Source organism: Rickettsia peacockii str. Rustic, from assembly GCF_000021525.1.
GTDB lineage: Bacteria > Pseudomonadota > Alphaproteobacteria > Rickettsiales > Rickettsiaceae > Rickettsia > Rickettsia rickettsii.
The window spans coordinates 1005397-1028998 of sequence record NC_012730.1; the positions used below are offsets into that span (position 1 = coordinate 1005397).

The following is a 23602-nucleotide window of genomic DNA, read 5'->3' on the forward strand; positions in this document are numbered from 1 at the left end:
GTATTAGCCTTATTGCATGACTCCAAAATCGTCATTGCGAACAGCCGTAGACTGCATGGCAATCTCATGAAATAATAACAAACTCCTGAGATTGCCTCATCAATTGCTATGCAATTTTCTCGTAATGACGTATATCTCTTTATTTTACAATACACTCATTAGACTACCTACCTCAATATCTTCTATAACACCACTTTTACGATCTTTTAATGCAACAATATTATTTGCGGCTTTTTTAGGACCAATTATAATTTGATGAGGTGATCCTATAAGATCATGCGTTGCAAATTTACTGCCTGGACGTGCTTCGGTATCGTCATATAACACTTCTATATTTTTATCTGATAGCTCTTTATAAGCCATTTCCGCAAGCTCTACGCATTTACTATCATGAATATTTAAATTAATTAGAGAAACTTTGAAAGGAGCAACGCTAGAAGGCCATATGATACCTTTCTCATCGCAATTTGCTTCTATGATAGCAGCAACTAACCTTGAAATGCCTATGCCGTAAGAACTCATTTCTATAGGAGTTAGTTTACCATACTCATCATTAATAAGTGCATTCATATTAACCGAATATTTTGAGCCTATATAAAAAATATGCCCGACTTCTATTCCTTTACTGCTGGTTATTTCTTGTTCAGATATAGGTAATTTATTTACTTCATATTTTTCTTCAGCTGCTGCGTACCAACTTTTAATTTCCTCTACATCGATATCAGGATTATCTTTTAATGTCTTAAATTTTTTATCGTAATAAATAGTACTTTCACCAGTTTCAGCGATTATATGAAACTCATGGCTTAAATTGCCACCGATCGGACCGTTATCGGCAATAACAGGGATAGCAAACACGCCTAAATCCCTGAAAGCATTGATATAAGCCTTATACATTTGATTATAGGTTTTAACGGCATTTTCTTCATTTATATCAAAAGAATAAGCATCTTTCATTAAAAACTCTCGTCCTCTCATAACACCAAAACGAGGTCTAATCTCATCACGAAATTTCCATTGGATATGATAAAGATTTTTCGGCAAATCCTTATATGACTTAATATTATGACGAAAAATATCCGTAATCATATCTTCGTTAGTAGGACCAAATAGTAAAGTATTATCGTGGCGATCTTGAAATTTCAGCATTTCTTTACCGTAATTATCAAAACGTCCCGATTCCATCCATAAATGTGCCGGCTGAATGCAAGGCATTAGAACTTCCAAAGCTCCCGCTTTATTCATATTTAAGCGTACTATATTCTCGATATTCTTCAATACTTTTAAGCCAAGCGGAAGCCAAGTATAAATCCCTGCTGCTTGCTGCCTAATCATTCCGCTTCTAAGCATTAATTTATGCGAAGTTACTTGAGCTTCACTTGGCTCTTCCTTTAACACAGGTAAAAAATATTTTGATAATAACATATTTTATTTACTTTCTTGCTATATTTATAATCATTTATTTGGTTATCCCGTGGCTTGAACACGGGATCCAGTTTTTTTAAATTTTTTTCTGGATACCGCGATCAAGTCGCGGTATGACAAAATGACTGGATTCCCGCTTCCGCAGAAACGACATTAATAACGTATCACCTTTTAGCAGTAAAGTTTAAAAACTCATGACGATATTTCTGCTGTTCGGCAAATATACCCGTATAATGCATGGTATTCATAACGCTATTATCTTGCATTACGCCACGCATTGACATACAGCTATGTACGGCAGAAATCTTAACGGCAACGCCAAGCGGCTTTAAATTCTCCTGCACGCTTTCTGCTATCTGTACCGTCATTTTTTCTTGGATTTGTAGTCTTCTAGCAAAAATATTTACTATTCGTGCTAGCTTACTTATGCCGACAATACAATTATCAGGAACATAAGCTATATCTACTGTACCGTTAAAAGGTAATATATGATGTTCACAGAAAGAGGTAAATTTTATATTCAGTAAGATAAAATCTCGAAAATTACAAGTTTCATAAAACTTGGTATTTAATATTTCTGCTACATCCTTTCCATAACCGGAAAATATTTCTGCGTAGCTATTAATTACTCTATCAGGCGTTTTAAGCAACCCTTCTCTGCTTGGATCTTCACCAATGAATTTTAGTAACGTTCTTACTGCCTCTTTAGCTTCTTCTCTAGTTGGTTTACTCATGTGCTAGTTTTATACTTTTAAAAAACATTAACTTTTAAAAAACATTACTTTAACACAAATATATACAAACATCAAGCCGCCTACTATAGCAATAACCCCTCCTCCGCCCATCATTCCCATTAATAGCTTAGCTGACATCGGCATTACACTATTTGGGTCTTTCCGCATAACACCGTAACCACCGGCGAATACTAGACCTAGTATGTGCAGAATCTGCCCGAATGTTAGGAGGTAAAATGTAAAATTAATAATATTGTCATTGCGAGGAGGCACGAAGTGCCGACGCGATAATCTAGGGAGTTTTTGTATTACCTCATGAGATTGCCACGCTCTTTTTAGTCGCTCACAATGACGTTGATACCTCCCAATACCCAAATAACTACACCCCATACAAGCAATGCTAATCCCTACTATAGACCCATGATAATGAGCAGGAATTGCTACATTTATACCTGTGATATTCATTGCTATAAGCCCGCCAAGTAAGAATAAATTAATAGAGCAAAGTAAGATGGTTTTGATTACTCTGTCATTTATTGTAACCGTGTCATCCCGCGGGATGACAAATACCCACACCAACTCAACCCCCATACCTATTAAACATAAAACAGGAGCAATGCCGCCTAGATATTTCATATGATTTGTATAGAATACTTTGAAGGCTCCATCGATAATATCATAAAATATATGACCGAAAAGTGTAAGAATTCCGAAAATAAAATTTAAATAAAGTAAGAAAAGATAGAATTTTTGACATTTCACTTCTCTAGCTATTAACTCTCTAAATAAACTAACCCAAATAAATATTAATATTTGAGTATATATAAATTGCAGTAAATGACCTCCGCTCCAAAAGTAATTCATAATAAAATTCTATCTCGATTGGAATAATTTGAATGATGTTTTGCAAGCCATTATAAGACCATCCAAAACAAACAAAACTTAAAATAAACATTATAATAGTCGATAATACGGTAAAATTAACTAGACTATTTAAGTTCGTCCAATCGAAGAAATATAAAATATTTATAGCGTACAATAGCAACGTAACACCAAATAAGCTTAACCCCCCCCCCAATAAATACGATATTTTCAAGCATCGGTATATAATTATTCATCACCGGATTATGCCCGGCTATTGGGGAGATGGCGATTAGAAGAGTAGCTAGAAAAGCAAGTTTGGGGTAAAGGCGAAACACGTCATTGCAAACGAACGTAGAGAGCGTGGCAATCTCAGAAATTTTGTATTGTTTCATGAGATTGCCGCGTCGAGGCTTTGCCTCTCCTCGCAATGACGTTTCACCCCCCCCCAAACACTAGCCGTAACGGACAATAACCAAATCAATACCGATAAATTAACATGAATAATTAAAGCAGATTTGAAAATATGCGGATTTGGGAAAAAGCTTGATAATTGCGGGGTACGTAGTACCACCAAAATAATTGAATATAAACCCGCAAATCCCAAGGATAAAATACCAAGCTTAAGCCAAGAATTAGTTAAGCTATTATTTTGTAATTGATTGGTAGAATTCATAACTACAGGTAAATATTAAATATAATCTACAAATAGCTCACGGTATTTAAATAAGCAATATTTTTTTATTTGCTTTAGAAGCTAACATACGATATTAATAAGTCAATCCAGAGTTAATAGTTAGATATGACTAACCACCTACGCATCGGTATCGGTATTTTAATCTTTGAATAATAGGAATGAAATTTTATTAGGTAAACATATTTAGTTCCCATGGTGAGTCTAGTTATGCTCCTGTCGGTGGACATTTAGAATTTGGAGAAACATTTGCAGAATGTGCTATCCGTGAAGTTTTAGAAGAAACAAATCTGATCATTGAAAATCCACAATTGATAGCGGTGACTAACGATATTTTTGAAACAGAACAAAAGTATTACATCTTGATTTGCCTTAAAGCTCATTGTTTAAATGAGCATGAATTACAGAATCTTGAGGCTCATAAAGTAGAAAGCTGGTAGTGGTTTGCTCTTGATAATTTACCCTCTAACCTTTTTCTACCTCTAAAAAGACTCATTGAGAAAAAATGTTATTTATATAAAAAAAGTATTGATTAACTAAGTTTATCTAATTTTAAATATCCGGACGCGTATTTGTGTAAAACACTAGCAATAAGAGTTTGATAAGACATTCTTTCTTATGCTGCAATTCTTTTTATATGATTTAAATCGTATAACGGCAATCTAATATTAATTCTTTCCGATTTTTTAAAAAAAATTAGCTGCGGCAATTTTAGCTATATTTTTTGGCTCTCTAGTTCTTTTTTAGGCAACTCTAAAAGCTCATCTTGTTCAAAACAATCTAGTATTTCTTGTTCTTTTTCAGTAAATTTGTATTTTTTCATAATCTAATCCTTAGCTTGACAATATCATCCTAACTTAGCAATTTTAATAAATGATCACCTTGATTTATAATTATGATAATACAGATTTTATTGTTGTAGCGGATTGAATGGTGGGTTTGAGAAGACTTGAACTTCCGACCTCACGCTTATCAGGCGTGTGCTCTAACCAGCTGAGCTACAAACCCACAGTGTAGAAGTATGGTGAGCTCGCCGGGATTTGAACCCGGGACCCTTTGATTAAAAGTCAAATGCTCTACCGACTGAGCTACGAGCTCTTAAATATATTGCATATATTCAAAAATTATGTTTTACTTTATCGCCGAAAAAGGCTAATCTGTCAACAATTATTTTTTAATTTAAACTTAGGAAGTTTATGCGGCATCAGGACGTGGCTATAATTATCCCCTCAAGGCTAAGTTCAACTAGGCTTAAACAAAAACCGCTGCAGCTTATCGGCTCTATAACTTTAATCGAGCGGGTATTCAAACAAGTAAATCAAGCGGGCCTTGAGCATACATATGTTGCAACCGACTCGGAAGAGATAGCAAGCGTTATTACAAAAGTCGGAGGAAAAGTAATATTCACGGATAGTGCTATCCCAACCGGTACTAATCGTACTTATGAAGCTTTTAAATTAATTCCAAATAATCAAAACATTAATTACATAGTTAATGTACAGGGAGATATGCCTTTCATTGAACCTAGCTCTATTTTGAAAATTATAGAATATTTAAAAAACAGCAAATACGATATTGTTACACCGATAGTAAAAGTAGATAGGGAATCAGTGAAAGCTAGTAGTAATGTTACCGTAGCGGTTGACTCGGCGGGGACAGCATTGTATTTTTCGCGTAGTCTTATTCCAAACGGTGCAGAAGAATTTTTATACCATGTAGGCATGTATGGTTTTCGCAAAAACGCTTTAGAAAAATTTGTATCTCTTAAGCCAACTTTTTTAGAAAAAACAGAACGTTTAGAACAATTACGTGTCCTTGAAAACGGCATGACTATAGGTACATGTTTAGTTGAGAATGTTCCTATTTCCGTAGATACGGAAGAAGACTTAAAAAAAGCAGTAAAATTTTACGAAAATATTAGTAAACTAGGTTTATAATAATGGTACATTTCATTTTTGTTACCGGCGGCGTTGTGTCATCACTCGGTAAAGGTCTAACGGCAGCATCTCTTGCTATGCTATTGCAAGCGAAAGGTTTTAGAGTAAGTGTACGAAAACTAGACCCTTATCTTAACATTGACCCGGGAACTATGAATCCTCACGAACATGGTGAGGTATATGTAACCGATGACGGAGCAGAAACCGATCTAGATCTTGGACATTATGAACGTTTTACCGGAGTTTCCGCATGCAAATTTGATAGCATCACAACAGGTGCGATATACTCAAAATTACTTAAAGATGAACGTTTAGGAAATTACGCCGGCGTTACTGTTCAAGTCATCCCGCATGTTACAAATATAATAAAAGATTTTATACTTTCAAACACCAAGGGTGTTGATTTTATTATTTGTGAAATAGGCGGTACAGTCGGTGATATTGAAGGTCTACCGTTTTTTGAAGCTATAAGGCAAATTGGTAACCAATTAAAAAGCGAAAATTGTTTATTTATTCATTTAACATTATTACCTTATGTTAAAACCGCCCGTGAATTAAAAATAAAACCTACCCAACACTCAGTTAAAGCATTACGCGCTATAGGTATTTCACCTAATATACTAGTGTGTCGTGCAGAACGTAACATTTCAAAAGGCGAAATAGATAAAATATCTTTATTGTGTAATATAGAATCTGAGTATGTTGTTCCGGCAATAGATCAAAAAAATATATATTTAGTACCGATTGCATATCATAATTCAGGTCTTGATAATAAAGTATTAAAATTTTTTAATATTAATATCATGCCATCTAAATTAGATAAATGGCATGATATAATTAATAGGCTAAAAGATTCTAATTCAAAAGTAAGAATCGCTATAATAGCTAAATATCATAAATTAAAAGATGCTTATAAATCAGTAATCGAGGCACTTGATCATGCAGGTATTTATTACAAATACAAAATTGATTTAGTATGGATAAATGCTGAAAATCTAACTGAAGAGAATATTAATAAAAAATTATTAGATATAGATGGGATTTTAGTACCAGGTGGATTTGGAGAACGGGCAACTAAAGGAAAAATTATAGCAATAAAATATGCCCGTACTAATAACATACCTTTTTTTGGAATATGTTTCGGTATGCAACTTGCGACGATCGAAATAGCTCAGAATTTAATCGGTATTAAAGATGCAGTAACGGAAGAATTTAAAGTAGACGGTACAAAAATTATTGAGAAAATAAATAAAAACTGTGAAGACTCAAAAATAACAATTGAAAATGTAAAAAAGACTATGAGGCTCGGCTCTTATCCTTGTAGTTTGGTCGCAGGTACCATTGCAGCGAATGCTTATAAAAGCCTTGAAATAAATGAGAGACATCGTCATAGATATAAATTTAATAATGAATTTCAAAATATTTTTGAAAAACACGGAATAGTATTTAGCGGTTTTTCAAAAGATGAAGAGATTGTAGAAATAATTGAACTACCGCTACTGCGTTGGTTCGTAGGAGTACAATTTCATCCGGAATTTAAATCTAAACCTTTTGAAGCTCATCCGTTATTTATTCAGTTTATTAAAGCAGCGATTGAGTATAACAAATGTAATTAACAACAATATATGAGACTATTTTAAAAAATCTTGACATAGTTTTTATTATAGTCTAGGGTGCATAAAAAATAATATAGCCGGACAGTTTCTAAAAAGCGTTTGAGGTCATTCCCGCATATGCGGGAATGACCTATAAAGCTCTAAGCCTTGCAAAAACATAACATTTTTAAAAACTATCCGGTACTAAAAAAATAAGCTCATAGTAAATCAATGGATAGCGTGGATTCTAATTTCACAATTTGGAATAAAGCCAGAAACAGTAAATTTAGGCATATAGTATGGCCGATTAGATCGTATGAATTAACCAAGTTCATCCCGATGGCTTTACTAATGTTTTTTATTCTACTTAATCAAAACTTAGTTCGTAGTATTAAAGATAGTTTTGTTGTTACCTTAATTAGTTCGGAAGTATTGAGTTTTATCAAACTTTGGGGCGAAATGCCGATGGGAATTTTATTTGTTATTTTTTATTCTAAACTCTGTAATATTATGACAACAGAGCAAGTTTTTAGGATAATTACCGGTACTTTTTTATTTTTCTTCGCAATTTTTGGTTTTATTTTATTTCCGTACAGAGAGTTTTTTCATCCCGATCCCGAATTAATTAAGCACTATATCACTGTTCTTCCTCACTTAAAATGGTTTTTAATAATTTGGGGACAGTGGAGTTTGGTATTATTTTATATTATGGGAGAGTTATGGCCGGTTATAGTCTTTACGCTTTTATATTGGCAGCTTGCAAATAAAATTACTAAAGTCGAAGAAGCACCAAGATTTTACTCATTTTTTACTTTATTCGGACAAACTAATTTACTCATCTCAGGAACCGTAATTATTTATTTTGCTAAGAGTGAGCATTTCTTATTACCTTTATTTTCTCATCTAAACAATACAAATGAAATTCTTTTAAAATCATTTATTACGGTTATTTTAATATCCGGATTAATTTGTCTAGCTCTTCATAAACTTATTGATAAATCAGTCGTAGAAGCTGACAAAAATATTAAATTTAAAAACCAAAGAACGGATATATTAAAATTAAGCTTGGTCGACAGTGCAAAAGTAATATTAACTTCTAGATATCTCGGTTTTATTTGTCTTCTTGTAATGTCTTATTCTATGAGTATTAGCCTAATAGAAGGATTATGGATGTCCAAAGTAAAGCAACTCTATCCCGCTACAAAGGATTTTATAGCCTATCACGGTAAAGTGTTTTTTTGGACGGGAATACTCACGTTAGTTAGTGCGTTTTTAGGCAGTAGTTTAATTAGAATATGCGGCTGGTTTTGGGGAGCTATTATAACACCGATTATGATGTTTGGAGCAGGTGTTATGTTCTTTTCATTCACGGTTTTTGAAAATCACCTAGGAAATATCGTAAATACTCTCGGCTATAGTGCACCGCTTGTCGTTATAGTTTTTATCGGCGGACTTTGGCATGTACTTTCTAAATCCGTAAAATATTCACTTTTTGATGCTACCAAAGAAATGGTATATATTCCGCTCGATAGTGAAATGAAGACCAAAGGTAAAGCTGCAGTTGATGTTATGGGTGCTAAAATCGGTAAATCAATAGGTGCTATTATTCAATTCATATCCTTTAGTATTTTCCCGAACGCCATACATAACGACATAGCCGGTTTATTGATGTTTAGTTTTATTATCGTATGTCTATTATGGCTATATGGCGTGAAAGTTTTATCAAAATATTATAATAAGATGATACAACGTTGATAAGGATATCCATTCCTGCGAAGGCTTGCTTGCGTTGATACCTATAATCTTCATGAGCTACGTAGGCGTTGTTGCATAACTCAGAAAAGGCGTACGATGTCATTCGTAGCTCAATATTGTTGCGTAGACCAGTAAAATCCCCTGTGTCATTCCGTGGCTTGACCACGGGATCCATAAAAACAATAAAAAATACTAATAATTCTAGTATTTTTCACTGGATCCCGCGATCAAGTCGCGGGATTGACATCGGGAAAACTGATCCACACAACAAGGCCCGAAAGCGGGGATCTAGCACAATAACTTCAAATATCGATATAGAAGTTATTTATTAAAAAAATAAACCTAAAAAACAAATTTTTTATAGGTTTTACTAGATTTCCGCCTACGCGGGAATGATATAAAACGATCCATGTATACAATGCTGAACAGAAATGACCAGTGCTTTTCAAAAATTGCTTGATGCTATGAATCAAACTACTGTATTTTGAACATCCTCTCCTATTAATCCTTGATCAAGCAAATCAAAAGCCTCATCCAAACACTTATATACTGCATTTTCTTGAGCTACTTCCGAATAATTTTTGATTAACCCTAGATTTTGACAATAATAACAAGTTGAGCTTTTAAACCATCACTCTATTGATTTTTAATATAATCTAATATTATTTTTAAAACAGCTTGGCTACTATCCTTTGCTTTTTCATATTTATTTTTTAAGCTCTGTAATCTGTCAACATATATTCTTAACGTCTCTACTTCTTTACTTTGATATATTAAGCTCTCTATTTTTTCAATTTGTTTTATTAACCGCTCTGCCTCTTCATACGGTTCTTTACATTGTCTTACTAAATTTGCTTTTGTAAAATTAGTATTAGCATTGTTATGCATTAATAGTGAAAGAATAATTTTGTTTTCTACTAAGTTACGACATATTCAAGTAACATTTTGGCTTTTTTAAAATTACCTGTAACCTCTAAAGCAGTATCACCATTCTCATCTTGTATATTAAGATCAATACCTTTTTGCAGTAACTCTTTAAGGTCTGCTAAGTCAGTTACATAATGTAGGGTACTTTTGTTTTCTGGGCTATCTACCGTATCAAAACTAACGTCTTTACTGTTTTACTATTAAGACTATTGTTAATATTAATGCGTAAATCATGAAACATTTCTGGAGCGGTTTTACATTCTTTTGCATTACTCCCCTTTCCTATACAAGATTTAAAAATATTTATTAACTTAGAAATTTTAGGCATAATTATTTTTTTAGTTATTTTATTAAAATTCCATGTTTCATGGTATTTTTGACTCGACATTATATTAATATATTTTAATAACGTCAATGTGAATGGTTAATTTTTATGAATTAACCAATTAACAATATAATTTAAAAATTCTTTTTTCTTGAATCTATTTGTAATATAGTAATAGGCATATTTAATATTTGTAGAGGGAGTAATGAAACAAAATCCAAAAATCTCATTAATAGGTAGCGGTAACATAGGTGGTACACTTGCTCACTTAATTAGCCTTAGAGAACTCGGCGATATCGTGTTATTTGATGTGACTGAAGGAGTACCGCAAGGAAAAGCATTGGATCTCATGCAAGCCGGTACAATAGCCGGGTCTGATATCAAAATAAAAGGCACAAACGACTATAAAGATATTGAAGGATCTGATGCCATAATTATTACTGCCGGCTTACCAAGAAAACCAGGGATGAGTAGAGACGATTTAATTAGCATTAACACCGGTATTATGAAAACGGTTGCAGCAAATGTTAAAAAATACGCTCCTGATGCCTTTGTAATAGTAATTACCAATCCACTTGATGTTATGGTATATGTCATGCTTAAAGAAAGCGGATTGCCTCACAATAAAGTAATCGGTATGGCAGGAGTACTTGACTCATCAAGATTTAATCTTTTTCTTGCTGAAGAGTTTAAAGTATCGGTTAGCAATGTTAATAGCATGGTTCTCGGCGGTCACGGCGATGCTATGGTACCTCTTGCAAGATATTCTACAATATCAGGCGTGCCGATACCTGACTTGATAAAAATGGGTTTATCAAGTAATGAAAATATTGAAAAAATAATCGATCGTACTAGAAACGGCGGTGGTGAGATTGTTGCATTACTTAAAACAGGTTCTGCTTATTATGCTCCCGCAGCCTCAGCAATAGAAATGCTTGAGTCATATTTAAAAGATAAACGTCAGATTCTAACTTGTGCCGCTCATTTACAAGGTGAGTACGGCGTACATGATTTATATGTCGGAGTGCCTATTATGATCGGTAAAGAAGGTGTTCTAAAAGTAATAGAACTGCAGTTAACCGCAGAGGAAAAAGCACTATTTGATAAATCAGTCGAGGGAGTTAAAAAACTCATTGAGACGATAAAAGAAATGATAAAATCATATTATTGAAGCACAAATGCAACAAGATTTAAAATATTGAATTAATACTAATTATTAGTATTGTTAATTGAACATAAATGGTATTACATTTTGGTTTATTTTTATTAATAGAGGGAAATTATGAAACATAAGAATGAATTAGACCGGCTAATAAGAAATCTTTATTTAATAAAAAATACTAATTTAAATAATATTTTAGAAACAGATAAACTAGCTATAACACGTACAACTAATTTTATAGAAGCTCTAATAAACAAAATAGACCCTAGAACGCTGGGACCGTATGTTTCTCAACAACAAGCTAACTTCAAAGTAACAAATGATAAAAATATACAGGGTGCTAGTAAAGAAATTTATTTAAAAAATCTACCTATTAGTATTGGTAAAGTTGAAGGCTTTAAGGAAGACGGAAAAGGTAGAAAAACAAAGGCTCAACTTGATGTCCTAATATCCCCTTCAGATTTTTCAGCATTATTAAGACTAAGTAATTCATTACCGATCACTAATGAGCAAGAACTAGAAATAAAGGGCAATATTAATCTATTGCAATTGATGGAAGAAGTTGTTCAGAAAGTAGGGGAAAAGAGCTTAAATATAAAGCAAGATAAAAAAGTACTTACCTCACAAAAAAACGAACAAGCTATAACACACGGTCAACAAAAAGTAGAACTTAGCCTTAAAGAAGAAATAATCAAGTTAAGGGAAGCATTTCAAGGAACAATCAAAAATCCAACTAATAATGAAGAATTTACTAAGACATCAAAAGAAATTTTAGGTTTGATTAATAATATCAACGCTCATCAACCATCTAGATTACAGGCAGCTAGAAATAAAATCCTGAGTAGCGGAGAAAGCCCTAATACTAAAAATACAAAAATAGAGGGATTTTTTCTTGAACAACATGAATTGGATAAATTTCAAGAATTACAGAGAGAGATTACAAAAAATAAAAGAGCCTAGAGAAAAATTATATGAAATGAAAAATTTTTATGATGTGATTAATTCATTAGATAAAAATATCATTCTAGGAGTAATGCAAGAGAAACAAAAAGTGCAACAAGCGTCCAATCAAAAAGCGCACGAGATTATAAGAAGTAAATTTTTATACCTTGATAATGCCTGGGATTTTTCAGATGGTTTACAAAATTTATTTGAGAAGTTAAAAAATAAAGAAGCGACAGGGGAAAAAGAACTTATAGAAGCTTCTAAAAATATACTCAGCAAAAAAGTATATCAGTAAATAAAAATTACTTTTAGATTTACAATATAAGATGTTGTTAAGATAATATCTCGCAAAATATAAAGGAGGCTCTAGTCTTATATGCCAGAAGTAATAACAATAACAAGATTGATATATTATCTGAAGAATTAGCAAATAAATTTATATCAAATTTAATCAAGCAAAATGAATCGTTACTACAAAAAGAAACAGGTAAATATTCTCCTTCTTTAGAAACTATACCTGAAGATTCTATACCTCAGTTATCACCGACAATAGTACATTCCTCAACAGAACTTTTTGCAAAACTAGAAAATTCATTCAATGAACTAGCACAATTCACTGATAAAATATTAATAGATACCGGCAAATCTTATGTACAACAGGCAAATATTAATCCTCAATCTAATACCGTTTCTAGAGCTTCTTCTATTGACTCAGGAATAGCCTCAAGTCAAGAAGAATTATCTACCACATTTGGAAAAAGCAGCGCTACTAATTTAATTGAAGCTCTTGATTTAGTACAAGCGAAAATTTTATCAAATTCAAATATAGCAAAAGATAAGTTAACGGTAACAAAAGAACTACAAAAATCTATCCAACAAAAAGAAGTAAGCAATGAAAGACTTACTCAAGAAGAAATAGATAATATTTATAAGACACTAGGTATATTTGAAGAAATTAAGGAATATGAAAAGAGCGACAATTCACGTGTTCCTCGTTTACTAAATAAAAATTACTATAAGCTAACTGATCCTCGTGAGGAGCGTAGAAGCGATAATATCGCTTTAGAGCAGGATGATACTGGAATGCTAACTACTGATACTGATTTAGAGTGGGATGACACCGGAATACTGCCTCCTGCCCAAAATAGTGCCGTTTCAGATAAATTAAAAGAAGCAGTAGATGATTATATATCTGAGCTACAAAATGAAAAGCTATCTAAAGATACATCCCCGAAACAAGTTGAGGCAATAACTCATCCAATGCAGGAAGCAATACCAACTCCTCCTGCTCTTTCCTGGAATACTCATCCTATATTCGATGATACAATAAAGTTCTTAAAGAGGTTTAAAGAAGAGATCGATAAATTTCCACAAGATTATACTAAAGCCTCTACCATACCTCTATATTGAAATAATGTTAATAGAAATTTAGGAAGAAGTGAATTTTTAGCAAGTATGGTATCGACTTCTCAACAAGATGAGAGAATTAATGATATAGTGGATAAACTTCAAAAAATTTCTACTAATTGTAGTAAGATAAGTAATAATGATGATAAATTTAATAAAGAGATTAAAGCATCTTTTGTAGAAATTAATACCACATTAAAAAATATAATGGAATATCAAGGACCCGAAATAGAATATTTAAATTCCAATATAGAAAAAGTTTAAAAGAATTTATCTAATTTAGAATCTTTGACTTATGAATTATCTAAAAATACATCTCCGAAACATATTAAGCAATCAACCCAAGATCAACCTAAAATATCTACAGGAGCAGTTACCGGTATAAAAGATAGAATAGCAAAATTTGAAGCAGACTCTGACAGCAAAATCAAAAAATACTGGACAGAAGAAAAGAAACATACTGTAGAAAAACAACATGAAAATACTCAATCTGACTATATAACTCCTCAGAAAAATTTTGAGTTTGAAAATCGAGGTAAAGAAATTAAAGAGAATAGTACCAAAAATTTAATAAACAAATTTGAAAAAGGCTTTGATAGTAAAACAACAAGATACTGGACATCACCGGCGGGATAGGATAAATGGGAGGAAGAAAAACAGAAAGGTATAGGAAAAGAGAATGAACTAATAAGACCTCGTACAAAATTTGCAATAGCACATTCTAAACATACTCAATCTAAAGAGCCTATATATCATCCAACTCCTGAAAAATTGAATATTAAAGAAATAACTCACGATTTTGTAATAGTTGAGATTATATCTTATATTTAGTAAAATAAATTAATTATTAAATGGAGATGAAAAATGAACTTAAATCAAAAAATAATAAAGCCAAAAATAGGGTTACTAGAACTAGCTAAGAGTCTTGGTAGCATATCATCAGCATGTAAAGCGATGGGCTATAGTAGAGATAGTTATTACAGATTTAAAGCACTGTATGAAACTGGTGGCGAAGAGGCATTATATGAAATTAGTCGAAGAAAGCCAATAATAGCGAATAGAGTTGATCCAGCGATAGAGAAAGCAGTAATGGATATGGCAATAGAATATCCAGCATATGGTCAGCTAAGAGTATCAAATGAGCTTAAGAAGAGCGGTATACTTGTATCGCCTGGAGGAGTGCGATCAATTTGGTTACGTAATGATTTAAACAATATCAGTAAAAGGCTTTAAGCATTAGAAGCAAAGATGGCTCAGGATGGTATTGTTCTTACTGAATCTCAATTACAAGTGCTAGAGGAGCGTCGTAATGAAAGAGAAGCTCATGGAGAAACTGAGACGCAGCATCCAGGTTATCTAGGATGTCAGGATACGTATTATGTAGGTAATTTCAAAGGTATAGGTAAGGTTTATTCTCAGGTATTTATTGATAGCTATACTAGGGTAGCTGATGCTAAACTATATACTGATAAAACAGCTTTAACTGCTGCTGATATGCTTAATGACCGCGTGTTACCATGGTACGAGACCCAAGGGATACCAATACTTCGTATTCTTACAGATCGTGGGTCAGAATATAAGGGGAATATAGAGCATCATGCTTTTGAGTTGTTTCTAAGTATCGAAGGTATAGAGCATACTACAACTAAGACATATTCTCCCCAAACAAATGGTATGTGTGAGCGTTTTAATAAAACCATGAAACAAGAATTCTTTTATACAGCTATGCGGAAAAAGATTTATACAGATCTTGATGATTTACAATTAGATCTTGATATTTGGTTAGAGCATTTCAATAATGAGCGACCACATTCAGGAAAATATTGTTATGGAAAAACTCCTATGCAAACTTTTAAGGATAGTAGAAAATTAGCTGTTGAAAAGAATAATGAAATCTTGTATCTTGAATACGTCTCTGACAGTCAAAATTTAACTGACAATCAGGTGCAAAATTTATAGTGTCTGTAAGATCAAATCTTGACTTCTACAAACATTATAATTTAAAACTTTTTCTATTAACTCTGTTCTTGTATCTTCATTAATACTAATCTCAATTAATGTATTAATAATGCCATCTTTATCTTCACCGTTTTTAAGACGTTGCATAACATCTTTTAATAATTTTTCGTGTGTATTTTTTCAAACCCTTCTTCATCCGGTAAATCGTAATTATAATCATTAACATCCATGTCTTTATAATTGTTAGCTGATTTTGCACCCAAGTATTTTTGTATGGTGTTAATTTTTAATTGCTCATTAATATGAGAATTATCTTTTCTTTATCAACACCTATCTTTACAAGTTCTGCTATACTGTGATCGAATGGATTATGCAATAGAACGCCTTGTCGTCCTATATCAGCACCTTTAGATATTAACTTCTCAAGTAACCATTTATCTCTTGATGTTAGTGCGTGATTAAAAATTGACTCACCACACGCATTCATCTTAAGATTAACGTTATTATTTAAAAAGAAGTCCAGTAACGTTTTATTTTGACCTGATTCATGCTTTAGTAGCAAATAGAAAAAAGGTGTGCCGCCATAATTGTCTACTGTATCAATTTCACTGCCGGGTTGTAATAAAATTTGAGTTATTTCGTGCTGTTTAGAATAAGTTGCATAATTTATAGGTATACGTCCCTTTCCATCTTTAGTATTAACATCCACATTTTTTTTAAGTAAAAAGCTTCTTATTTCCTATTGTTGCCGCATAATGTATAGGTGAGTATAGATATTTATGCTCAACTTCAAAACTTGTCCCTTTGTCTAATAAAATTTTAGCTATTTCTTTAGTGCTTGCATAAAATAATGCCGTATTTCCTTGTTCATCCTTAGCATTGACATTATGACCTTGCTAAATTAATTTTTGAACAATATTTGCATTTCCAGCTGAGGCTGCTATACTAAACGGTGTACGGTTGTCTTCAGCTTCAATTAAGGTGTCATATATTTCAGGGTTTGGTGCACGTACATTGTCCTCTGCTGCTATTTCTGTAGAAGTAGTGGTTGTTACTGGTGCCGGTGCTGCTACCGGAGCTATTACTGGATTATTATCGTTAAATTATAATTAAAAAGTTTTTCTATTAATTTCTCTCTTGTAACATCATCTATATCAGAATAAAATTCAGGATTCATAATTAATCCGTTGATAATTTTATTTTTATCATCCTCATTTTTAATATTTTTCTTCATCTCAGCAAGCTTTTGTTCTGCTTTGAATTCAGGTAGTGCTGAGCGTGCATTAGCATCAGTTAGTATTTCTTTAATTTCTGGTTTAGATGCATAATCTATAGTTTTTTTCCTTTAGCATCTAAAGCATTAACATCGGCACCTTGTGAAAGTAAAAGTCTAACATTATTTACATTCCCTATACGTTGCTGCATTATGTAAAACCGTACTACCGTCTGGAAGTCTGTAATTAGCATTATTTGTTGGTTGATTCATCATATAAATATTCCTTTATGTTTAAATATTATTTTGTCGTGCGAACATTATACATAATATTTTGAATTTCTGCAATCCAATAGTTAATTTTTTAACTATTTATTAGATTTTGGATAAAACCAAACGAGGAGTAAACAGATTAGAAGACCGATATTTAAGAGTAGATTATACTCTGTCATAGAAATACCAAAGATTTTGATGGCGGGTTTCATGCAGGACGTGATTGGCTGCGAGTAGAACATTTGTTTGATGTGTTGTATAGACAAGCCTTTCGGGATATGAAGCATTGATGAACAAAGAGCACTTGGTTGTACTATGCCTCTTTCTACGAAGCTATGATAGGTTGATAATATACAAGAGCTAAGGATAGTTAGGAGAATGAATATTAAAGTATACTTACTTAACTGTCGGATGATTAAAGCAGTTAAGCAAATTTTGATTAGGGTTAAATAGGGAAATCGTTCGTAAACGCATAAAGGACAGGGTGTATAATGGAATATATATTCAGCAATATAAGCGGTAGAAAGTGCTATTATAGAAATTGCGATCAGTCCTAAATGTAGAACTTTATAGCTATCTTTTCTGATGTAATTTATAATAGTATTAAATGGCATGTTTTTTTTGTTCTTAATGTCATTGCGAGCGACTGCCAGGAGCGTGGCAATCTCGGGAAGTTTGATGAGATTGCCACGTCGCTTCGCTCCTCGCAATGACGGTGTTTAATTTGATATTTTACAAATAAATAAATTTAGTATATTGTCACTGATTATTAATTAAAGCGCAAGAAAAATCAATGTCAGAAATTTGGGAAGATGCTATTAAGTCAAACGCGTGGCCTTTTGTTGAGGCTAAGAAGATATTAGATAGCTTAAACGGTCAAATTCCTGAGAAGGGGTATGTATTATTTGAAACGGGTTACGGTCCTTCAGGTTTACCTCATATCGGTACTTTTGGTGAAAATGCCCGTATGGTGATGGTACAGAAAGCATTTGAGCAATTATCCGATATTCCGACTAAACTAATTTGCTTTTCCGATGATATGGACGGGCTTCGTACAGTACCTAGCAATATCCCAAATCCTGAAATGGTGGCACAGTATATGGATATGCCGCTTACTTCTATCCCTGATACATTCGGTGAATGTGAAAGTTATGGGCATTATATGAATGCAAAGCTTCGCTCATTCCTTGATAAATTCGGCTTTGAGTATGCATTTTATAGCAGTACTAACTGTTATAAAGCTGGTATGTTTGATGAGATGCTGATAATGGTGCTTGAGAAATATGACGAGATAATGGAGCTAATGCTACCGACTTTTAGAGAAGAGCGCAAGGCTACCTATTCACCTTTCATGCCTATATGTCCGAAAACAGGTAAGGTACTGCAAGTACCTATAGAGAAATGGGATGCTAAAGCAGGCACTGTAACGTATAAAGACAAAGCCGGTAATTATATAGAAGTACCGGTAACGGGAGGGCATTGCAAATTACAGTGGAAGCCGGATTTTGGTATGCGTTGGGCTGCGCTTAAAGTCGATTATGAGATGTACGGCAAAGACCATTTGGCAAATGCTCGTCTTTATTCGGAAATTTGCCGAATCCTAGGAGGAAAGCCGCCGGTGCAGTTATGTTATGAGTTATTCTTAGATGAAAACGGTGAGAAAATATCAAAATCAAAAGGTAATAGTATTAGCATTGATGATTGGCTTAAATATGCTCCTGTTGAAAGTATGGCATTATTTATGTATCAAAATCCGACTAGAGCTAAGCGTTTGTTTTTTGATGTAATTCCTAAAAATGTTGATGAATATATTACTTTTAACCAGAAATATCATTTAGAAGAGGACAGGGCAAAGCGTTTTGCAAATCCCGTTTATCACATCCATCACGGAAATGTACCAAAAATTGAGACTTTTGGAATTACCTATTCGTTGCTTTTAAATCTTACTTCTGTGTGTAATCCTTCGGATAAATCGGTGCTTTGGGGATTTATTAGCAAATATGAGCCAAACGCAACTCCAAATACTAACCCTTATCTTGACCATTTAGCAGAATTTGCTATAAGATATTATAATGACTTTATTAAAGCACATAAATCATATTTATCTCCTTCTGAAAAGCATAAGGTTATTTTGCAGGATATATTAGATATGTTATCTGATATAGCTGATCAAACCGAAGCTGAAGCAATTCAGAAAGCAATATATGATATAGGAATGAAAGCAGGATATGAAAATCTGCGTGATTACTTCAAAGATTTATATCAAATATTGCTTGGACAGAATGAAGGTCCAAGACTTGGGACTTTTATAAAGCTTTACGGAGTGCAGGAAATGAAAAAGCTGGTTGAAGGGCAGTTGTAGCCTATATATCATGCCCGCATGGGTATCTAAGCGTCATTGCGAACGAAGTGAGTGTGGCAATCTCAGGAAGTTGGACGAGATTGCCACGTCGCTTCGCTCCTCGCAATGACGTTAAAATAAAAACTATTAACAAATGAATGAAATTTTTTGTAGTACGTTACCTATTTTTTTAATTACGCTGCTTGGTAGTATTATCAAAAATAAATGGTTAACTTCAGAAGAATTTTGGCGTGGTATTGAGAAATTATCGTATTTTGTACTATTTCCTGCCATGTTGTTTAGTTACGTATCTACTGCCGATTTAAGCATTGCACCCATAATTAAATTAGTAGTGGCTCTTATTATATCCACTATTCTTGTATCAATCGGTCTTATAATTTACCAAAAAAAATACAACATAGATAAAGTCCAATTTACTTCCATTTTTCAAGGATCGATTCGTTATAATAGCTACATTTTTTTTGGGGTAAGTAGCCCCTTGCTTGGTTCTAGCGGACTTTCAATCGTTGCCATTATTTCTTCTTATATGATTATTTTTACCAATATTTTATCGGTAATGATTTTCGCTTATTATATCCCTAATAAATCCGTGACTAATACTATTAGCACTAGTTTTGTTTTAATGATGAAATTAATTGTGCGTAATCCGTTAATTATCGCAAGTTTAGTAGGATTCGTTTTTAATTACTCAAATCTTGAATTACATTTAGGGATTAAGAAAACGTTAGATAGCCTTTCTAATGCCGCTTTAGCTATCGGTATGCTAAATGTTGGGGCAGGGCTTAATTTTACTATTAGACAAGAGCTTTTACATAATGTAATGTTTACAAGCTTTGTTAAATTAGTTGCATTTCCTCTAGTTAGTGTAGTAGTACTATGGTTAATGTCTATTGACGGATTAGATAGATCGGTAGGAATATTATATAGCTGCCTTCCATGTGCGAGTACGGCTTATGTTTTATCTCGTCAACTTGACGGTGATCCTGATTCTATGGCGTCGATTATAACATTTACTACTTTTTTCTCGGTAATTACTATATCAATTATTATGTATATAATGGGGTGAATTTACCACGTCATTGCGAGCGACTGAAAGGAGCGTGGCAATCTCAGGAATGTTGCCTGAGATTGCTTCGTCGATGCCTATTGCGTCTGCTCGCAATGACGAAAAACTAAAACAAACAAATAAAACAGGAATTTCTAAAATGGATGAAATGAATAAAATAAATTATGCTGAGGCCCTTGAATATCATGAAAAAGATAAGCCTGGTAAGATCGCTATTTCTGCAACAAAGTCTTTAGTTACTCAGCAAGATTTATCACTTGCTTATTCCCCAGGGGTTGCGGCTCCTTGCCTTGAAATTGCTAAAAATTTAGAGGATGTATATAAATATACTGCTCGCGGTAATTTAGTTGCCGTAATCTCTAACGGTACTGCCGTACTTGGGCTTGGTAATTTAGGAGCTGCCGCTTCAAAACCGGTGATGGAAGGTAAAGCGGTACTATTCAAAAAATTTGCTGATATTGATGCAATTGACTTGGAAGTGAATACGGAAGACCCTGAAGAATTTATTAATGCCGTGAAGTATCTCAGTTATAGTTTTGGGGGTATTAATCTTGAAGATATTAAAGCTCCGGAATGTTTTATTATAGAAGAAAAATTAAAATCTTTAATGGATATACCGGTCTTTCATGACGATCAGCATGGAACAGCGATTATTACCGCCGCAGGGCTAATAAATGCTGCGTATCTTACTAATCGCAAGCTTGAAGATTTAAAAATCGTAGTTAACGGAGCAGGTGCAGCAGCTATTGCTTGCATTGATTTATTAATTGCTCTTGGAGCTGATAAATCAAAGATTATTGTATGTGATACTAAAGGCGTTGTTTACAAAGGACGCCTAGAAGGTATGAATAAATGGAAAGAGCTATATGCAAGTGATACCAAGTTTAGAACTTTAGCGGAAAGCTTAAATAACGCTGATGTATTTATAGGGTTATCGGTAAAAGGGGCAGTAACTAAAGATATGGTGAGTAGAATGGCAAGTAATCCGATTATTTTTGCTATGGCTAACCCTGATCCGGAAATTACTCCAGAAGATATAAAACTTGTACGCGATGATGCGATTATAGCAACAGGGCGATCTGATTATAATAATCAGATTAATAATGTTATGGGATTTCCTTATATTTTTAGAGGAGCATTAGATATAAGAGCTAAGACTATTAATACGGAAATGAAAATAGCTGCAGCAAAAGCCATTGCAGATTTAGCCCGTAGACCTGTACCGGAAGAGGTGTATAAAGCTTATTCAGGGCGTAAGATGGTTTTTGGTAAGGAATATATCATTCCTGTACCGTTTGATCCTCGTTTAATTACCGTAGTAGCAGCGGCGGTTGCCGTTGCTGCAATAGAAAGCGGCGTTGCTAGGGTTAAAGATTTTAGTATAGGTAAATATAAGAAAGAATTAGGTAGCAGATTAAATCCTACTGCTAACTATATGAATTTCTTAGCTGAAAAAATTCATAATGCACCGCTTAAACGGATTGTTTTTGCTGAAGGTGAAGAAGAAGCAGTAATTTCTGCCGCTCTTATGATGCGAGACAAGAAATACGGTCATCCGATTATAATTGGTCGTGTTGAACGAATTGAGGCTATGTTAAAAAAGATAGGTCAAGATATTAGCTTAGACGGAATTCAAATAATGAATGCGGCCTTAAGCGATAGTTTAGAGAAATATACTGATTATTTATATAAAAAACTTCAGAGAAAAGGTTATTTATACCGTGATTGTGCAAAGCTTGTTAAAACTGATAAGAATATTTTCGCTGCTTGTATGTTAGCATGCGGTGACGGTGATGCTCTTCTAACCGGTGTTACGCAAAGTTATATCGATAGTTTAGAAGATATCATGAAAGTCATTTCACCAAAAACTAATCGTAGAATCCTTGGCTATTCAATTATGATTGCTAAAGATAATAATATTATTATTGCCGATAATTGTATTACAGAATATCCAAACAGTTGGGAACTTGCACAAATAGCAACCCAAACTGCAGAAATTGCTAAAAATATGGGAATCACGCCTCGTGTTGCACTTCTTTCTTTTTCAACATTCGGTAATTCTTCTAAGGCAAAAACAGCTCGTATTCGTGAAGCAGTAAATATACTAGATAATTTTAGCAAGGACAAAGAAGAGCTGAGCGGCATGAAGGTAGATTTTGAATATGACGGAGAGATGTCGGTTAAAGTGGCTTTAGATGGTGATTTACGTAAATTATATAAATTTTGTAGATTATCAGGATCTGCAAATGTATTAATTATGCCTGGTTTAAATTCAGCTGCTATTTCTACTGAGTTGTTACAAGAATTTTCGTCAAACAGCTTTATAGGTCCTATAACAAACGGTTTTGAAAAACCCGTTCAAATACTTCAAGCTGCAGCAACAGCTAATGAAATACTAAAAATAGCAACTTTTGCTTGCGTTGAAGCTATAAACGAGGTTTAATTACTATATCTTTAAAATCAATTAACTTGTGAGAGGTAAAGTGGCGTTGATTACAGAACTTCATAAAAATATACAAGAAATTACAAAAGATTTACGAAAACATGATCCTCAAATACCTGATACCAGTAAAAAAACCGTTAGCTTCTAGAGAAAATTTTGACGATCTAATACATTCTGATTTAGGACAGCCTGTACGAAATAAACCGCTTTCTTTTGATGAAGAGTTAAAGAAAAAAGTTCAAAGCAGACAAGTACAGGATTTTTTCGAGCAGCAAACAAAGAGTACAGAAGAAAAAATAGATAATCATGCAAAACGTATAGAAGAATTAAAGCAAAAACAGAAAGAACTAGAAGAGAGGAAAAAGGGGCTTGAAGAAAAAAAAGCTAATTCTAATATTACTAGAGAAGAAAGATGGAAAATCGCTATTCCCTAAGGTAGATGTTGTTATAAACCTCATATTTGAAGAAGAACCTAAACCGAAGCACGTACCTAATGAACCTGAGCTTGTATTTAACTTA

General features: G+C 33.3%; 19 protein-coding genes, 2 tRNA genes and 5 pseudogenes. 15 read left to right on the top strand and 11 right to left on the bottom strand.

Annotated elements, in window-relative coordinates; genetic code table 11:
• Positions 1-144: 144 nt before the first annotated feature.
• The 3 genes and pseudogenes from proS to RPR_RS05965 form a co-directional block, all read right to left on the bottom strand.
• A complete protein-coding gene (proS, locus tag RPR_RS05955; RefSeq protein WP_012736923.1) occupies positions 145-1425 on the bottom strand; it encodes a proline--tRNA ligase in 1281 nt (426 codons plus the stop codon).
• 164 nt (positions 1426-1589) lie between these two features.
• Positions 1590-2159: a GTP cyclohydrolase I FolE gene (folE, locus tag RPR_RS05960; protein ID WP_012736924.1), complete on the bottom strand. Its 570-nt coding sequence runs from the start codon at positions 2157-2159 to the stop codon at positions 1590-1592.
• Positions 2160-2186: 27 nt separating this feature from the next.
• Positions 2187-3696: pseudogene (locus tag RPR_RS05965) on the bottom strand (hypothetical protein).
• Positions 3697-3862: 166 nt separating this feature from the next.
• On the opposite strand from RPR_RS05965, the pseudogene RPR_RS09795 reads away from it, so the two are divergent.
• Positions 3863-4154: pseudogene (locus RPR_RS09795) on the top strand (nucleotide triphosphate diphosphatase NUDT15).
• Positions 4155-4645: 491 nt separating this feature from the next.
• Here RPR_RS09795 and RPR_RS05975 read toward each other — a convergent pair.
• Both RPR_RS05975 and RPR_RS05980 read right to left on the bottom strand, forming a co-directional pair.
• A tRNA-Ile gene (locus tag RPR_RS05975) sits at positions 4646-4722 on the bottom strand.
• A gap of 14 nt (positions 4723-4736) precedes the next feature.
• Positions 4737-4812, bottom strand: a tRNA-Lys gene (locus tag RPR_RS05980).
• Positions 4813-4910: 98 nt separating this feature from the next.
• On the opposite strand from RPR_RS05980, the gene RPR_RS05985 reads away from it, so the two are divergent.
• The 3 genes from RPR_RS05985 to tlc2 all read left to right on the top strand — a co-directional run bounded on the left by RPR_RS05985 (position 4911) and on the right by tlc2 (position 9001).
• Complete coding sequence (locus RPR_RS05985) at positions 4911-5651, top strand: 3-deoxy-manno-octulosonate cytidylyltransferase (protein WP_012736925.1); 741 nt, start codon at positions 4911-4913, stop codon at positions 5649-5651.
• Between the two features lie 2 nt (positions 5652-5653).
• Positions 5654-7267, top strand: a complete 1614-nt coding sequence (locus tag RPR_RS05990) for a CTP synthase (RefSeq protein WP_012736926.1) — start codon at positions 5654-5656, stop codon at positions 7265-7267.
• A gap of 210 nt (positions 7268-7477) precedes the next feature.
• Complete coding sequence (gene tlc2, locus RPR_RS05995) at positions 7478-9001, top strand: nucleotide exchange transporter Tlc2 (protein WP_012736927.1); 1524 nt, start codon at positions 7478-7480, stop codon at positions 8999-9001.
• A 636-nt stretch (positions 9002-9637) separates the two neighbouring features.
• Here tlc2 and RPR_RS06005 read toward each other — a convergent pair.
• Entirely contained in the window at positions 9638-9889 is a 252-nt protein-coding gene (locus RPR_RS06005; protein ID WP_014363019.1) for a hypothetical protein, read from the bottom strand.
• Between the two features lie 569 nt (positions 9890-10458).
• Between RPR_RS06005 and mdh the strand changes: the two genes are divergently transcribed.
• The 7 genes and pseudogenes from mdh to RPR_RS06055 all read left to right on the top strand — a co-directional run bounded on the left by mdh (position 10459) and on the right by RPR_RS06055 (position 15726).
• Positions 10459-11424, top strand: a complete 966-nt coding sequence (gene mdh, locus RPR_RS06015; protein ID WP_012736928.1) for a malate dehydrogenase — start codon at positions 10459-10461, stop codon at positions 11422-11424.
• Between the two features lie 111 nt (positions 11425-11535).
• Positions 11536-12375: a hypothetical protein gene (locus RPR_RS09220; RefSeq protein ID WP_228368828.1), complete on the top strand. Its 840-nt coding sequence runs from the start codon at positions 11536-11538 to the stop codon at positions 12373-12375.
• A gap of 16 nt (positions 12376-12391) precedes the next feature.
• Positions 12392-12655 (top strand): hypothetical protein, encoded by a 264-nt coding sequence (locus tag RPR_RS06030; protein ID WP_228368829.1) that lies wholly within the window; start codon positions 12392-12394, stop codon positions 12653-12655.
• A gap of 788 nt (positions 12656-13443) precedes the next feature.
• Positions 13444-13770: a hypothetical protein gene (locus RPR_RS08295; protein ID WP_146603377.1), complete on the top strand. Its 327-nt coding sequence runs from the start codon at positions 13444-13446 to the stop codon at positions 13768-13770.
• 45 nt (positions 13771-13815) lie between these two features.
• Complete coding sequence (locus tag RPR_RS06045; protein ID WP_085065736.1) at positions 13816-14031, top strand: hypothetical protein; 216 nt, start codon at positions 13816-13818, stop codon at positions 14029-14031.
• A 24-nt stretch (positions 14032-14055) separates the two neighbouring features.
• Positions 14056-14403: a hypothetical protein gene (locus RPR_RS06050; protein WP_085065737.1), complete on the top strand. Its 348-nt coding sequence runs from the start codon at positions 14056-14058 to the stop codon at positions 14401-14403.
• A gap of 228 nt (positions 14404-14631) precedes the next feature.
• Positions 14632-15726: pseudogene (locus RPR_RS06055) on the top strand (IS481-like element ISRpe1 family transposase).
• 30 nt (positions 15727-15756) lie between these two features.
• Here RPR_RS06055 and RPR_RS09225 read toward each other — a convergent pair.
• The 5 genes and pseudogenes from RPR_RS09225 to RPR_RS06075 form a co-directional block, all read right to left on the bottom strand.
• A pseudogene (locus tag RPR_RS09225) lies at positions 15757-15989 on the bottom strand (hypothetical protein); the annotation flags it as partial.
• 23 nt (positions 15990-16012) lie between these two features.
• Positions 16013-16435: an ankyrin repeat domain-containing protein gene (locus RPR_RS06065; RefSeq protein WP_085065738.1), complete on the bottom strand. Its 423-nt coding sequence runs from the start codon at positions 16433-16435 to the stop codon at positions 16013-16015.
• A gap of 7 nt (positions 16436-16442) precedes the next feature.
• Positions 16443-16607, bottom strand: a pseudogene (locus RPR_RS09940) (hypothetical protein); the annotation flags it as partial.
• A 200-nt stretch (positions 16608-16807) separates the two neighbouring features.
• Positions 16808-16960 (bottom strand): hypothetical protein, encoded by a 153-nt coding sequence (locus tag RPR_RS08650; RefSeq protein ID WP_004995953.1) that lies wholly within the window; start codon positions 16958-16960, stop codon positions 16808-16810.
• 347 nt (positions 16961-17307) lie between these two features.
• Positions 17308-17826 carry a disulfide bond formation protein B gene (locus tag RPR_RS06075; protein ID WP_012736929.1) on the bottom strand — a complete coding sequence of 173 codons (519 nt, stop codon included), beginning with the start codon at positions 17824-17826 and terminating at the stop codon, positions 17308-17310.
• A 179-nt stretch (positions 17827-18005) separates the two neighbouring features.
• On the opposite strand from RPR_RS06075, the gene RPR_RS06080 reads away from it, so the two are divergent.
• The 4 genes from RPR_RS06080 to RPR_RS08310 all read left to right on the top strand — a co-directional run bounded on the left by RPR_RS06080 (position 18006) and on the right by RPR_RS08310 (position 23517).
• Positions 18006-19574 (top strand): lysine--tRNA ligase, encoded by a 1569-nt coding sequence (locus tag RPR_RS06080; protein ID WP_012736930.1) that lies wholly within the window; start codon positions 18006-18008, stop codon positions 19572-19574.
• A gap of 133 nt (positions 19575-19707) precedes the next feature.
• Positions 19708-20640: an AEC family transporter gene (locus RPR_RS06085; RefSeq protein WP_012736931.1), complete on the top strand. Its 933-nt coding sequence runs from the start codon at positions 19708-19710 to the stop codon at positions 20638-20640.
• A gap of 139 nt (positions 20641-20779) precedes the next feature.
• Entirely contained in the window at positions 20780-23083 is a 2304-nt protein-coding gene (locus tag RPR_RS06090) for an NADP-dependent malic enzyme (protein ID WP_012736932.1), read from the top strand.
• Between the two features lie 101 nt (positions 23084-23184).
• The gene (locus RPR_RS08310) at positions 23185-23517 is read left to right on the top strand and encodes a hypothetical protein (RefSeq protein WP_228368830.1); all 333 of its coding nucleotides are present in this window, start codon (positions 23185-23187) and stop codon (positions 23515-23517) included.
• The last annotated feature ends 85 nt before the right edge of the window (positions 23518-23602 follow it).